Source organism: Desulfurellaceae bacterium (assembly GCA_021296095.1).
In the GTDB taxonomy this organism is placed as follows: Bacteria; Desulfobacterota; Binatia; order Bin18; family Bin18; genus JAAXHF01.
Window position 1 is genome coordinate 1 of record JAGWBB010000023.1, and the last position, 13164, is coordinate 13164.

Annotated in this window: 8 protein-coding genes; 3 read left to right on the forward strand and 5 right to left on the reverse strand. The window is 63.9% G+C overall.

The window, feature by feature from the left end:
- Positions 1 to 31: 31 nt before the first annotated feature.
- Both J4F42_07385 and J4F42_07390 read left to right on the forward strand, forming a co-directional pair.
- On the forward strand, positions 32 to 4135 hold the full coding sequence (locus J4F42_07385) for a S8 family serine peptidase (protein ID MCE2485319.1): 4104 nt from the start codon (positions 32 to 34) through the stop codon (positions 4133 to 4135).
- On the forward strand, positions 4068 to 6788 hold the full coding sequence (locus J4F42_07390) for a cadherin repeat domain-containing protein (protein MCE2485320.1): 2721 nt from the start codon (positions 4068 to 4070) through the stop codon (positions 6786 to 6788). The genes J4F42_07385 and J4F42_07390 overlap by 68 nt, the downstream gene beginning before the upstream one ends.
- Positions 6789 to 6881: 93 nt before the next feature.
- Here J4F42_07390 and J4F42_07395 read toward each other — a convergent pair whose 3' ends face one another.
- Together J4F42_07395 and J4F42_07400 are read right to left on the reverse strand one after the other, a co-directional pair.
- Complete coding sequence (locus tag J4F42_07395; protein MCE2485321.1) at positions 6882 to 7154, reverse strand: hypothetical protein; 273 nt, start codon at positions 7152 to 7154, stop codon at positions 6882 to 6884.
- Positions 7155 to 7259: 105 nt separating this feature from the next.
- On the reverse strand, positions 7260 to 7775 hold the full coding sequence (locus J4F42_07400) for a Mut7-C RNAse domain-containing protein (protein MCE2485322.1): 516 nt from the start codon (positions 7773 to 7775) through the stop codon (positions 7260 to 7262).
- Between the two features lie 77 nt (positions 7776 to 7852).
- Here J4F42_07400 and J4F42_07405 point away from each other — a divergent pair, with 77 nt between their 5' ends.
- Positions 7853 to 8494, forward strand: a complete 642-nt coding sequence (locus tag J4F42_07405; protein ID MCE2485323.1) for an alpha/beta fold hydrolase — start codon at positions 7853 to 7855, stop codon at positions 8492 to 8494.
- Positions 8495 to 8497: 3 nt separating this feature from the next.
- On the opposite strand, the gene J4F42_07410 is transcribed toward J4F42_07405, so the two are convergent.
- From J4F42_07410 to J4F42_07420, 3 genes are read right to left on the reverse strand one after another with little or no spacing between them, the layout of a single operon-like run.
- Positions 8498 to 9580 carry an aminopeptidase gene (locus J4F42_07410; protein MCE2485324.1) on the reverse strand — a complete coding sequence of 361 codons (1083 nt, stop codon included), beginning with the start codon at positions 9578 to 9580 and terminating at the stop codon, positions 8498 to 8500.
- Between the two features lie 5 nt (positions 9581 to 9585).
- Complete coding sequence (locus J4F42_07415; protein ID MCE2485325.1) at positions 9586 to 11412, reverse strand: ABC transporter ATP-binding protein; 1827 nt, start codon at positions 11410 to 11412, stop codon at positions 9586 to 9588.
- A complete protein-coding gene (locus tag J4F42_07420) occupies positions 11412 to 13151 on the reverse strand; it encodes an ABC transporter ATP-binding protein (GenBank protein ID MCE2485326.1) in 1740 nt (579 codons plus the stop codon). Before J4F42_07420 ends, J4F42_07415 begins: the two co-directional genes overlap by 1 nt.
- Between the last annotated feature and the right edge of the window lie 13 nt (positions 13152 to 13164).

Below are 13164 nucleotides of genomic sequence, written 5' to 3' on the forward strand. Positions count from 1 at the left end.
TAGCGGCTGACCCAAGACCATGAGTTCGGACGTGGGGAAAACACTGCTGCGGACGGCAGTGTGGGGACTGTGTGGGCTGCTACTGATTGCTGGCGACGCCTGGGCGCAGACCAGCGTGCCCGGCGCTCCCACCATCGCTACGGTGACGGCGGGTCGCAGCAGCTCTCTCGGTTTCACCCTTGCCGTGACCTGGGCCGCACCCTCCGATACCGGCGGATCGGCCATCGAAGCCTACGATGTGCGTTACATTGAGACGGACGACGATGAGACGGACGACGCCAACTGGACCGTAGAAGACGGCGCCTGGACTTCCGGCAGCCTGACCTACACCATCTCCGGGCTGACCGACAGCACGGAATACGACGTGCAGGTGCGGGCGGTCAATGCCAACGGCGATGGGGCCTGGTCCGCCACGGAAACGGGTACCCCGGATCATGGGGACAGCGTCTCGGAGGCGACGAGCCTGACGCTAGACACCCCGATGGAAGGCGTGATCGACCCTGGGACCGACGTGGATTACTTCACGTTCAGACTGACCAGAGAGACCGGTATGCTCATCTGGACGACCGGCGATCTCGATACCGTGGGCGAACTCCAGAACAGTAGCGGCACGGTGATTGACAGTGACGATGACGGCCCGCTCTCCAGCGCCCCGTTGGGTTTCTTCATGTGGAATACCCTCGCCGCAGGAACGTACCGCATCAAGGTTTCCAGCTACGGAGAGACTACGGGGTCCTATGTCCTGCGCACCAGGACGATGGTCGATACCAGCAGCATTGCCAACGCGCAGGAGATCACTTTCGACAGTGACGGAAACGGGGTTAGGAGCGGACTCATCGACCCTGGCGACGACACGGACTACTTCACGTTTACACTCTCGGAAACGACCGAGATCGTCATTCGGACCACCGGCCTTGTTGGAGATACGGTGGGGACCCTCCTGAACAGCGACGGAACGGAGATTCTTGCTTTCGACGACGACGGGTATCTCTGGCCGAGTCGGCATCAATTCCTGATCCGCACCCGACTCGACGCCGGGACGTACTCCATCGAGGTCGAGGGTTTTGACGAGGACGACACCGGGTGGTACCGCGTGCATGTCAACAAAGGGGATGAGCCGGGCAACACACGCGAGACTGCCGTCCCCCTGGATTTCGACAACTTCATTGCAGAAGGGAGCAGGATAGACCCCTCAACCGATGTGGACTACTTCCGTCTCGACCTCACCGAAACCACAAACATCTTCGTGGGGGCCGTGAGTGAGACGGTGGATATCGACGGGGAGTTGCTTGATGAAAACGGCAACGCGGTTGACACAAATCTGTATGGAGTAGCGTTTGGGGACGACGGACCGTGGACCTTTTTTCTCTCCGACCGCCTGGACGCGGGGACCTACTACATCAGGGTTACCCATGACGGTGCCGACACCGGGCCGTACACCATTCGTGCGTTTGCATTTACGAGCTTTCTGGACCGTTGTTCGGAAATCGACACCGCCACCGCAATCAGCGACCCGCTGTACGGCTGCCAGTGGCACCTGAACAACACGAGGCAGCTCAAAGGCGTAACTGCAGACGAAGACATCAATGTCGAAGAGGTCTGGACCGCCAACAACCTGGGCGCCGGCATCAACGTGGCCGTGGTCGACGACGGCATGGATTATGAACGCGAGGACTTGAGTGCCAACGTAGCGACGGCGCGTAACCACGACTACACCGCCGGCGAGGGCGAAGACACGACCAACATATTTCATCCCCTGGAAGACCACGGCACGGCGGTGGCGGGTATCATCGCAGCGCGGGATAACAGCCTGGGCGTGCGGGGCGTGGCGCCCAGGGCGACAATCTACGGCTACAACCTCCTCCTGGATTCCACCGATGCAAACGAAGCGGACGCCGCGAAACGCGACCTGGAGACGGACGTCTCCAACAACAGTTGGGGACCTTATGACGGGCCCGGACTGGACGCCGCTCCCGGCATCTGGGAGATGGCGATAGAGAAAGGCATCACGGAAGGTTCTGACGACAAGGGCATCTTCTATGTCTGGGCTGGCAGAAACGGGGCCTTGCGGGGAGACGACTCCAACCTCGACGGGTACGCCAACCACTACGGCGTGACTGCGGTCTGTGCGGTGAACGACCAGGGCCAGCGCTCCGCGTATTCGGAACAGGGCGCCAACCTGTGGGTCTGCGCGCCGTCGAATGACTCTTCCCGCGACCGCAACGGAATCACCACCACCGACAACGACGACTTCCATACCAACCGCTTTGGCGGCACCAGCGCGGCCACCCCCATCGTCTCCGGCGTGGCCGCGCTGGTGCGCAGCGCCAACTCCACCCTGACCTGGCGGGACGTGAAGCTCATCCTGGCCGCGTCCGCCCGTCAGAACGACGCGGACAACGCCGGTTGGGAGGACGGGGCGCTCAAGTACGGCTCCGACACGGAGACCTACCACTTCAACCACGAGTACGGCTTCGGGGTGGTGGACGCCGAGGCCGCTGTGGACTTGGCCGACGGCTGGACCGCTCTTCCGACGCTGGAGAAGGACACCGCGTGGACATCCAGAAATCTCAACTTGCGCATCCCCGACAGGGGCACGGTCACCAGCCGCATCACCATGGGCTCTGCTGTCGAGTTCGTCGAGTTCGTCGAAATCAATGCCGACTTCACTCACTCAGCCTTCCGTGACTTGCAGGTAGAGTTGACCTCCCTGACGGGGAAGGTGTCCGTCTTGTCTGTTCCCTATCCAGTCGGACGCTCATTGGATGGAAGCTTTCGCTTCGGCTCGGCCAAGCATCTGGGCGAGAACCCTGCCAGGACATGGACGTTGCGTATCCGCGACCAACTGTCCGGGGACGCCGGCACGCTGAAGTCGTGGAGCCTGACCGTCTACGGGCACCGGTCCACCCCCGGAGCACCGGACATAGACCAAGTGACTCCGGGGCCCGGCTCCCTCACCGTTGTCTGGAAGGAGCCGACCAACATCGGCGCGTCCGCCGTCACCGGCTATGATGTGCGCTACATCAAGACCAGCGAGGACGAGACGAATGACGCCAACTGGACGGTGGCCGACACCGGCTGGACTTCCGGTAATCTGGAATACACCATCAGCAGTCTGTCCGACGACATTGCCTACGACGTCCAGGTGCGAGCGGTCAACGACCAAGGCGACGGCACCTGGTCATACACAGCCACCGAGACGCCCTCAAGCGACGCACCCTACTTCTCGGAAGGAGCCACTACCACCCGGAGCGTCGATGAGAATGCGACCGCAGGGACGAACGTCGGCGACCCGGTCGTCGCAACCGACCCCACCAACGAGACGCTGACCTACACGCTCTCGGGCACCGACGCCGGATCGTTCGCTATCAACGACAGTACCGGCCAACTGACGGTGGCCTCGGGCACGGCACTGGACTACGAGGGAACCAAGAAAAGCTACGCCGTCATCGTGACGGCCACCGACCCCGTCACGACCGACGATCCCACCGCCGACTCCGATTCCATCAACGTGACCATCACCGTCAAGGATGTGGATGAATCGCCCACGCTGACCGGCGAAGACAGTGTCGAATACGCTGAGAACGGTCTCCTCCCGGTCGCTACCTACACCGCCACCGACCCGGAAGGCGAGTCAGTCACCTGGTCGCTGACCGGGACTGACAGCGGCGACTTTGCCATCAGCAACGGCATCCTGAGCTTCGATTCCCCTCCCAACTACGAATCGCCCACCGACGCCGACGGCAACAATGTCTATGAAGTGACCGTGCGAGCCTCTGATGGGACCTCCAGCCCGGCTACACTGGACGTCACTGTTACCGTTACCCCCGTGGATGAAGTGCATACGCTGACAGGGCCGGCTGGCGGCTCATACGAGGAAAACGTCACAGGCTCACTCGCCTTCTACACCGTCAGCGACCCGGAGAGCGTGTCTCCCACGTGGTCACTGGCCCGGCACCGACCGGGGCGACTTCACTATTACAACAGACGGCGTCCTGAGCTTCGCAAACATCCCCGATCACGAGCAACCTGCCGACGCCGGCAGCAACAACGTCTATGCGGTGAGCGTGCGCGCCACCGCCGGAATTCACACCGTCGAGCAGTATGTCACCATTCGTGTCACTCCCGTGGATGAACCGCCCACGCTGACGGGACCGACCAGCGTGCTGCCGTATGACGAGAACAATACGACACAGGTTGCCCGCTACACCGCCACTGACCCGGAGGGAGCGACCATCGTCTGGTCGGTGGACGGGGACGACGCTGAGGACTTCACCATCAGCAACGGCGTGCTGAACTTTGACCCCGCTCCCAACTACGAGGCGCGCGCCGACGCCGACGGTGACAACGACTATGAAGTGACCGTGGTCGCCTCCGATGGCGACCTCACCACGCAGCAGGCCCTCGCCGTTACTGTCACCAACCTGGACGAAGCGGGCAGCCTGACCCTGTCGTCGGAGTATCCGCAGGTCGAGACCGCGTTGACCGCCACCCTGAGTGATCCCGACGGCGCCTCTGATATCATCTGGGTCTGGGAGCGGTCTGCGAACCGGAGCACGTGGACGGAGATTGATGGTGCAACCTCGGACAGCTACACGCCGGGGGACGCTGCCATGAATCATTACCTGCGGGTCACGGTCACCTACACCGACGGGCATGGGGAGCCCGGCAGTAAAAGTCTCCAGCGCACATCCACCAACCGGGTACGGGCGAAGCCGGGCGATAACAATCATCCGGGGTTCTCGGACACGACCACGACCCGCAGCGTCCCGGAGAACACGGCAGCCGGGAGGAACATCGGCGACCCAATAGTGGCGACCGACCTGGACGACGACCCGCTGACCCACACCTTGGACCCTGCCGACGAGCGCGTCTTCGCCATCGACAGCCGGTCCGGCCAGTTGCAGACCAAGGCAGCGTTAGACCATGAGGACACGCCGAGCTACTCCGTCACCGTGACGGCTACTGATCCCTCCGGAGACTCCGACTCCATTACAGTGACCGTCACCATCGAAGATGAGGATGAGCGGCTCACGCTGACGGGGCCGAGTAATGTCCCGTACGAGGAGAACGCTACCGGGACCGTCGCCACCTTCAGCGCCGCCGACCCGGAACAGGAATCGATCACCTGGGCTCTCACAGGATCCGACCGCAACGCTCTCACCCTCACCGTCAATACCACCGACGCCACCCTCACCTTCAACACCCCGCCGGACTACGAGGCGGACAACCGCTACAGCGTGACTGTGGAAGCCACCGCCGGGAATCACACCGCCCGACAGTCCGTCACCGTCCGCGTCACCAACATGAACGAGGCGCCGGAAATCACCAGGCCGGCCGATACCGTTATCACATACACCGAGAACGACACGGGACCAGTTGCCACCTATCGTGCGACCGACCCGGAGCGCGACCCGATTCAGTGGACGGTCGATTCCGACACCTTCACCATAAGCGACGGGGTCCTGCGCTTCCTCATCCCACCCGATTACGAGGCAGGCGATAGCTACTTCGTAACCGTGGCAGCCTCCGATGGGGAGCTGACGGATAGGCTGTCCGTAACGGTCACCGTGACCAACGAAGACGAAGCGGGCAACCTGACCCTGTCATCGGTGCAGCCGCAGGTCGATACCGCGTTGACCGCTATCCTGACCGACCCCGACGGTATCGTCTCCACCGACTGGGTCTGGGAGCGGTCGCAGGATCGGCGGACGTGGGAGCCTGTTAAGGGGACGCCCGCCGACAGCTATACGCCGGAGACTGATGATGCGGGCTGGTACCTGCGGGTCACCGTGACGTATACCGATGGAGCCGACCTCAACGAGACCAAGAACGCGCAGGTCGTCTCGCCCCATGCGGTACGGACGGCGCCGATCAACAATGCGCCCCCGGCCTTTACCGCGACCACGGCCACCCTCGCCGTCGGAGCCAACGCGGGGGCGGGGAGCCGCGTCGGGGCGGTACGGGCTGAGGACCCCGAGGATTACCCGCTTACCTACACCCTGGACGATAAGGACGCGGACGCGGCCTGTTTCGCTATCGACTGGATCAGCGGACAGATCACGGTCGGCCCGGGGGGCCTAGCGCCCTGTGGGAACCAAGTGACGCGGTCACTCGGCCAGCGCACGATAAGCGTAAAGGCTGAGGAATCCAAGACCACCTACGAGGTCACCGTGATCGCCACCGACCCGTCCGGGGAATCCGATGAGATCCCCGTCTTCATCACCGTCACCTCTTCTCCCCCGCCTCCGCCCCCGCCGCCCCCGCCACCACCACCGCCTCCAGAAGTACCCAAGGTGGAAGCGGGGACAGAGCCGCTGGGCGTGTTGGAGAACCCCGGGCCGGGCTCACGCCAGAGTGGCCTCGGCCTGCTCTCCGGCTGGGTGTGTGACGCCGACGTGGTCGAACTGGAGATCGACGGCATAGACGCCACCCACCGCCTGGAAGCCGCCTACGGCACCGACCGGGCCGACACACAGGAGGCCTGCGACGACACCGATAATGGCTTTGGCCTGTTGTTCAACTGGAACCTGCTGTTGCTTAACGCAGACCCGCCCAGAGACGCCGACATGTTTACTGTGCGGGCCTTAGCCGATGGCGTTCCGTTCGGGCAGGCGACCTTTACCGTGACCACCCTGGGCGAGGAGTTTCTGCAGGGCGTCACGGGGGAGACGGTCGTCTCCAACTTCCCGAGTCCGGGCGAAGAGGTGCGTCTGGTCTGGCAGCAGGCCAATCAGAACTTCGTCCTGGCACCTGCGGACAGCGCACCGGCTCAGACCGGGCAGTGACAAGACCTCGTCGGGATGCGGAGCCTGTCGTGGGTTTGCAGTCGTATCGGTTCGTGCCGGGAGGCTTGAGCGGCGGCATGCAAGGCAGGCTTCTCACCCGCTTCGCCAGCCTGTCCGCGCTACCAGCCAGCTCACAAACCGCCGGTTGCGGGCGACCATCCAGTAGCCCAGCTCGACCGCCCAGATGAAAGGCGGGCATCCGGCCAGGCGGGCCAGCCGCGGATAGCCGATCAGACCCAGCACACACATGCTCGCCCGGCCGGCGGCCAGGGTCTGACCGGCAGGCGTAATGACCTGCACGGCGCGTCGGCAGCGCTCGGCCAGCTCATCCGTCATCGGCGGCCACGGCGCGTCCTGGTAGGCCACGGCGCGGATGACATCGGCCGTATCGTGTCGCTTGACCCAGGCGACGAGGCAGCCTCACAAACCTCAACCGCCGTCCCACAACAGCCAGTACTCAGCCATGCGCCCTCAGCCTTCGGGCCGGTCTTCCCTCTCGATCAAGCCCATCTGCCTCAGCTCGGCCCGGATATGCTCCCGGTGCGTCGCTCCCCAGTATATCCGCCGACAGCCCGGACAGCGGTGGAAGGTGGTCTGGGTCTGCCACGTATACGCCGGCACCTTGGTCCGGACGCTGTCTTTGTCCACCGCCTCAAGGGGCTGGTTGCAGGCCACGCACCGGCTCAACAGCCCGGCGACGGGATCGAGCTTGAGTGCCGTCACCACCTGCTTGAGCTGGTCTCGAAAATGGTCGTGCTCGATAAACACGAATGTCGGTGCGTCCCTGAAGCGGCGAATCTGGGTGTTGCGCGTCAGAATGACCCGGCTCTGGCGGCGGCCCTCGCGCACCAGACCGGCCGGTGAGAGCTGAGGCAGGTAGCGCGTGTCATAGCCCAGAATACGCAGCCAGCGAGCCAGTTTGCCGACCGTTCGGTCCGCAAGAAACGTGACAGGCGCTGTTTGCTCGGCAGGCGTGAGGTGTGGCATACGAGACGGTGACCGGACTGTGTTGGCGAGTTCATACTTAGGGCAAGAGGCAGAGGATGACAAGCACAGGAGGATGTATGGAAGAGCATATGACGTTTGCGGTTGGCGATATCAGCCTTGAGGGCCTGTTTTCAGCGCCGTCCACTCCCCCGTCCATCGGCGCGGTGATCTGTCACCCCCACCCCCAGTACGGCGGAGAGATGCGCAACAATGTGGTCTCGGCCCTGAGCCTGGCGTTTCAGGAGGCCGGCATCGCCACCCTGCGCTTCAATTTCCGCGGGGTGGGCCAGAGCGGCGGCAGTCACGGCGAGGGAGAGGCGGAAATCGAGGACGTGAAGGCGGCCGTTACCGCCCTGCTTGAGCGTCAGCCGGTCTCGACCGTGGTGGTCGCCGGCTATTCGTTCGGCTCGGTCGTCGGGCTGCGGGCCGGGGCTGAGGACGAGCGGGTGCATACGCTGGTCGGCGTGGCCCTGCCAATCGGCTTTCGCGACCCCTCGTTTCTGCTGACGGCCAACAAACCGACGCTGCTGGTCAGCGGGGATAACGATAACTTCTCCCCCATCCCCGGACTCCAGGAGCTGATCGAAAACATGCCCGCGCCCAAAAAGCTGGTGACGCTGCCGGGGGTGGACCATTTTTTCTGGGGACACGAAAGCGCGGTCGCCCACGCCGCAGTGGAGTTCCTGGGGCAGCAGGAAGGCGGAGGAGATCGCGCCTGAGCGTCAGCCGGCCACGGCGGCGTCAGGCCGAGACGGAAGGGACACAGGCGGCCGGGCGAGTTCGAGCAGGGCTCTGACGCCGCCGAACGGCTCGGCTGCCCCCTCGGCCGCCTCGGTCATGATCGCCAGTGCGGCAGGCAAATCCTTTCCGTTCTGGTAAACCCGCTCAAACACCTCCAGCTCCCTCATGTAGACGAGCTGATTGAGCAGCACGGCGTTGTTGAGTTTGCCCGAGGCAAGACCGGTACGGGCGTGCTCCGGCCCGACCAGGGCCCGATACTCGGTCTGGAACCGGGCGAACAGCTCTCCCCGCCGGCTGAGCTTGTCGGACTCGGCCAGGGCCGAGGCGTACAGCGCCTCCAAACGCTCGGCCGCCCGGGCCACACACGCCGACAGCTCCAACTCCCGGCGCCAGCGCGCCTCGGCCCGGCGGGTGACATCGTCGTGTCGTCCGTACTCGTGGCGAAAAAAGATGATCGCGGCCCGATGGCCGGCAAAATTGGCCAGGGACTCGTTAAACGCGGTGTGGCCGGCCAGATAAAACGTGGCGTGAAACAGTTCGTGAAAAATCACGTTGGCCAGCGTTTCCGCGTCATAGTCCAGCAGGTGCGGCAGCAGCGGGTCGTCGAACCAGCCCAGGGTACTGAAGGCCGAGGCGGTGCGGACAGCGGTGTCGTAGCCCTGGGCTTCGAGACGGCGCGCTGCGGTCCGGGCCAGGTCTTCGCTGAAATAGCCCTTGTAGGCCACCCGGCCGACAATCGGGAACCACCACGTATACGGCTCAAGGCTGGTCCGCGGGGCGGCGGTCAGCACATGGACGAGCGGCGGACGGCTGACTTCGGTCAGGCTGGCGTAGCTGCCGCCGACGCGGAAGCCGAGTTCGTGTTCGGCAAAGGCCCGGACACGCAGGACGAGGCGCAGCTTGTCCCGCGCCGCAGGATCGAGATCGGGTCGCTGCAAGATATCGCTGATCGGACGGCGGTGCCACAGAATCTTGGCCTCTTCATAGCCGAGCCTGAGGACATACACCGGCGAGCAGGCCGACAGCAGGCTGAGCCACACCAGCCAGACCCAGGGCGGTCCCATGGGCCTCACTCCCTGTGCCCGCCCAACAGCCCGCTCCCCTGGGCTGAGCGCACCGCCGGCGGGGCCTCGTTGCCGGCATACTGGAGCTGGTACAGATGCCAGTAGATACCGCCCAGCCGCATCAGCTCCTGGTGGCTGCCCGTCTCGCGCAGCTGGCCTTTGTGCATGACCAGGATGCGGTCCACGTTTTGAATGGTCGAGAAACGGTGGGCGACGACCAGAGTTGTGCGGCTCTCCATCAGCTTGACCAGGGCGTACTGAATGAGCAGCTCGGTCTCCGGGTCAACGCTCGAGGTGGCCTCGTCCATGAACAGCACGGCCGGATCGTAGGCCAGAGCCCGGGCAAAGGACAACAGCTGACGCTGGCCGGCCGACAGATTGGAGCCGCGTTCGTATAACTGCTCGGCATAGCCCTTGGGCAGCTGGCGGACAAACCCGTCGGCGTGGACCGTCTTTGCCGCCTGCTCCAGAGCGGCCGGCGCAATATCCGTCCGTCCCAGACTGATGTTGGTGGCGACATCGCCGACAAACAGAAACACGTCCTGGAGGACTGTGCCGATGTGGCGCCGCAAGACCTTGAGGTCCCACTCCCGGATATCGACCCCGTCGACCAGAATGCGCCCCCGCTGAACGTCGTAAAAGCGGCTCAGCAGCTTGCTGAGCGTCGTCTTGCCCGAGCCGGTGGCGCCGACCAGGGCGACTTTTTCGCCGGGCTCAAGCGTAAAAGACACGTCGCGCAGCACCCAGTCCTCGTTGGTATAGGCAAACCAGACGTGCTCAAACTCAATCCGGCCGCGCACCTTTTGAGGCCGGTGGGGCGTCTCGGGCGAGGTAATCATCACCGGCGTATCCAGGAGCTGGAACACCCGCTCAATTGCGCTCAGGGCGGACTGCAGGGTGGTGTACTTGGTGCTGAACTCCCGCATCGGCACGAACAGCTTCTGGATGTAATCGACAAAGGCGACCAGGGTGCCCAAGGCCACGATCCCGCTGCTGACCTGACCCGCGCCGTACCACAGCATCAGGGCAATCGAGATGGAGCTGATCGCCTCGACCAGCGAGAAGAGGGTGGCGTCATAGATATTCGACAGATGGTTGGTGTCGCGGTAGTCGCGGTTGCGCTGGACAAACTCGGCGAACAGCTTTTTTTCCTGGGCAAACAGCTGGGCGACCATGACGCCGGAAATGGTTTCCTGCAAAAACGCGTTAATCCGCGCCAGGCGTTCCCGAATCGCCCGATAGTTGCGGCGGGTCCGCACCCGAAAAAAATTCAGGGCGAGCAGCAGGGGCGGCACCAGGAGCAGGGCGACCAGGGCCAGGCGGGCGTCGAGCATCAGCATGATGGTCACGATGCCGACCATGGTCAGCACGTCCATGAAGATGGTCAGGGTGCCGGCCGAGAAGGCTTCGTTGATGGCGTCCACATCGGTCGTCAGGCGGGTGACCAGACGGCCGACCGGGGTGCGCTCAAAAAAGCTGGCCGGCAGTTCCTGCAGATGGGCGAACAGGTCGCGGCGGAGGTCGGCCAGACTGTTCTGGGCCATGAGCATGGTGGCGTGGAACTGGGTATAAAAGAAGATGAATTCGCCGACCAGGATGCCGGCAAACAGCAGGCCGACCACGGCCAGGCCCTCGGCGTCGTGGTCGGCCATGTAGCGGTCAACGGCCAGCTTCAGCAGGTAGGGCTGGGCCAGCACACAGGCCGAGGTCAGCGGCAGACACACCAGGGCCAGGAGAAACCGCGCCCGGTAGGGCCGGACGTAGTGCCACAGCCGTCGCAGCAGGGCGAGATCGTAGGTTTTGCCGAGTTCTACCTCGCGCTGGGTGTCCATCAGAATTCCGCCAGTTCCTGTTCGAGCGCCTGCTGATGAAAGAGTTCGGCGTAGATCCCGTTGCGGGCGACCAGACCCGCGTGCGTGCCGGTCTCGGCAATCCGGCCGCCGTCGAGCACGACAATCAGGTCGGCCTCCCGGACCGCAGAGATGCGGTGCGAAATCAGAATGACCGTCTTCTCCCGGGTCGAGTCGCGCAAAGCGTGCAGAATGGCCTGCTCGGTCTGGGCATCCACGCTCGACAGCGCGTCGTCAAGGACCAGGATCGGGGGGTCGGCCATCAGGGCGCGGGCCAGCGTCGCGCGTTGTTTCTGGCCGCCGGACAGGGTAATCCCGCGCTCACCGACGACCGTGTCATAGCTCTTGGGCAGCTCTTCGATCTCGCGGCCGATGCTGGCAACCTCGGCCGCCCACTGGACCTGGTCGAGGTCAACCGTCGGCATGCCAAAGGCGATATTGTCCTTGAGCCGGGTCGAAAACAGAAACGGGTCCTGGGGCACAAAGCCGATGCCACGGCGCAGGGCGGCCAGGGAAAAGGTCCGAATATCCCTGCCGCCAATAGTGATCGAGCCGTCGCTCACGTCGAACAGGCGCGGCAGCAGATGGACCAGGCTGCTTTTTCCCGAGCCCATCCGACCGACCAGCGCGACCGTGGAGCCAGCCGGCACGGTAAAGGTGATATCGCGCAGCACCTGATGCCCGTTGTCCGGGCTGTGATAGGCAAAATCGACATGCTGAAAGCCGATGTCGCCCCGGAACGCCTGACCCGGTGTGTCGTCGGGACCGCCGACAATCTCGGGCTGGACGCGGAAGACGCTGTCCAGGCGCTGCAGGGCAGCCCGTCCCCGCTGTAAGATGGACACCAGCCAGCCGAGCGCCATGGTCGGCCAGGCCAGCAGGTGGAGATAGCCCATGAAAGCGACCAGATCGCCCAGGCTCAGCCGGCCGGCAATGACCTGAGTCCCGCCGTACCACAGGATGACCAGCAGGCCGAGCCCGGACACGCTTTTCATCAGCGGCGGAAACAGCCCCCGGACCCGGGACAGGGCGATGCTGTCGGCCTTGAAGCGCGCGTTCAGGCTGGCGAACTCGGCGTTCTGCCACTCCTCGCGCGCATAGGCGCGCACCACATGCATGCCGCTGGCGCCCTCCTGGACCCGGGTCGAGAGGTCGGCCAGCCCCTCCTGGACGCGCAGGGTGCGGGCCATGATCTGGCGACTCATAACCCGGACAACGACGATCATCAGTGGGTAGGGAGCCAGGGCGACCAGGGTCAGGCCGGGGTCCATGGCGATCATGGCCGACAGCGCGTAGACATAGTAGAGGGGGGTGTTCAGCACATTCAGAATGCCCAGCCCCAGCAGCAGCCGGACCGCGTTCACGTCGTTCACGAAACGGGACATCAGGTCGCCGGTGAAGTTGCGCTGGTAGTAGCGCAGCGACAGCTGCTGGACGTGGGCGAACAGATCGTTGCGCAGCTCGTACTCAATGTCGCGGCCGACATTGAAGATCAGAAAGCGCGAAAAGGCGCGGACCACGCCCAGAATCAGGGCCACCCCGATGATGGCCGCCACCGACAGGCTGATATCAAAAAAGGGCAGCCCCTGCTCAATACCTTCAACCGCGCGTTTGAGCAGCAGCGGGATGGACATCGCCAGGCTGGCGGTTACCAACAGGCACAGGATACCGCGCAGATACCGGTAGCGGTAACGAAAGATATACGGCCAGAGACGATACATGACAGGGTTGATT

Coding starts and splice junctions, on each gene's coding strand:
- J4F42_07415 (MCE2485325.1), bottom strand. CDS start 11,412: ATGGACACCCAGCGCGAGGTAGAACTCGGCAAAACCTACGATCTCGCC.
- J4F42_07405 (MCE2485323.1), top strand. CDS start 7,853: ATGGAAGAGCATATGACGTTTGCGGTTGGCGATATCAGCCTTGAGGGC.
- J4F42_07420 (MCE2485326.1), bottom strand. CDS start 13,151: ATGTATCGTCTCTGGCCGTATATCTTTCGTTACCGCTACCGGTATCTG.
- J4F42_07400 (MCE2485322.1), bottom strand. CDS start 7,775: ATGCCACACCTCACGCCTGCCGAGCAAACAGCGCCTGTCACGTTTCTT.
- J4F42_07410 (MCE2485324.1), bottom strand. CDS start 9,580: ATGGGACCGCCCTGGGTCTGGCTGGTGTGGCTCAGCCTGCTGTCGGCC.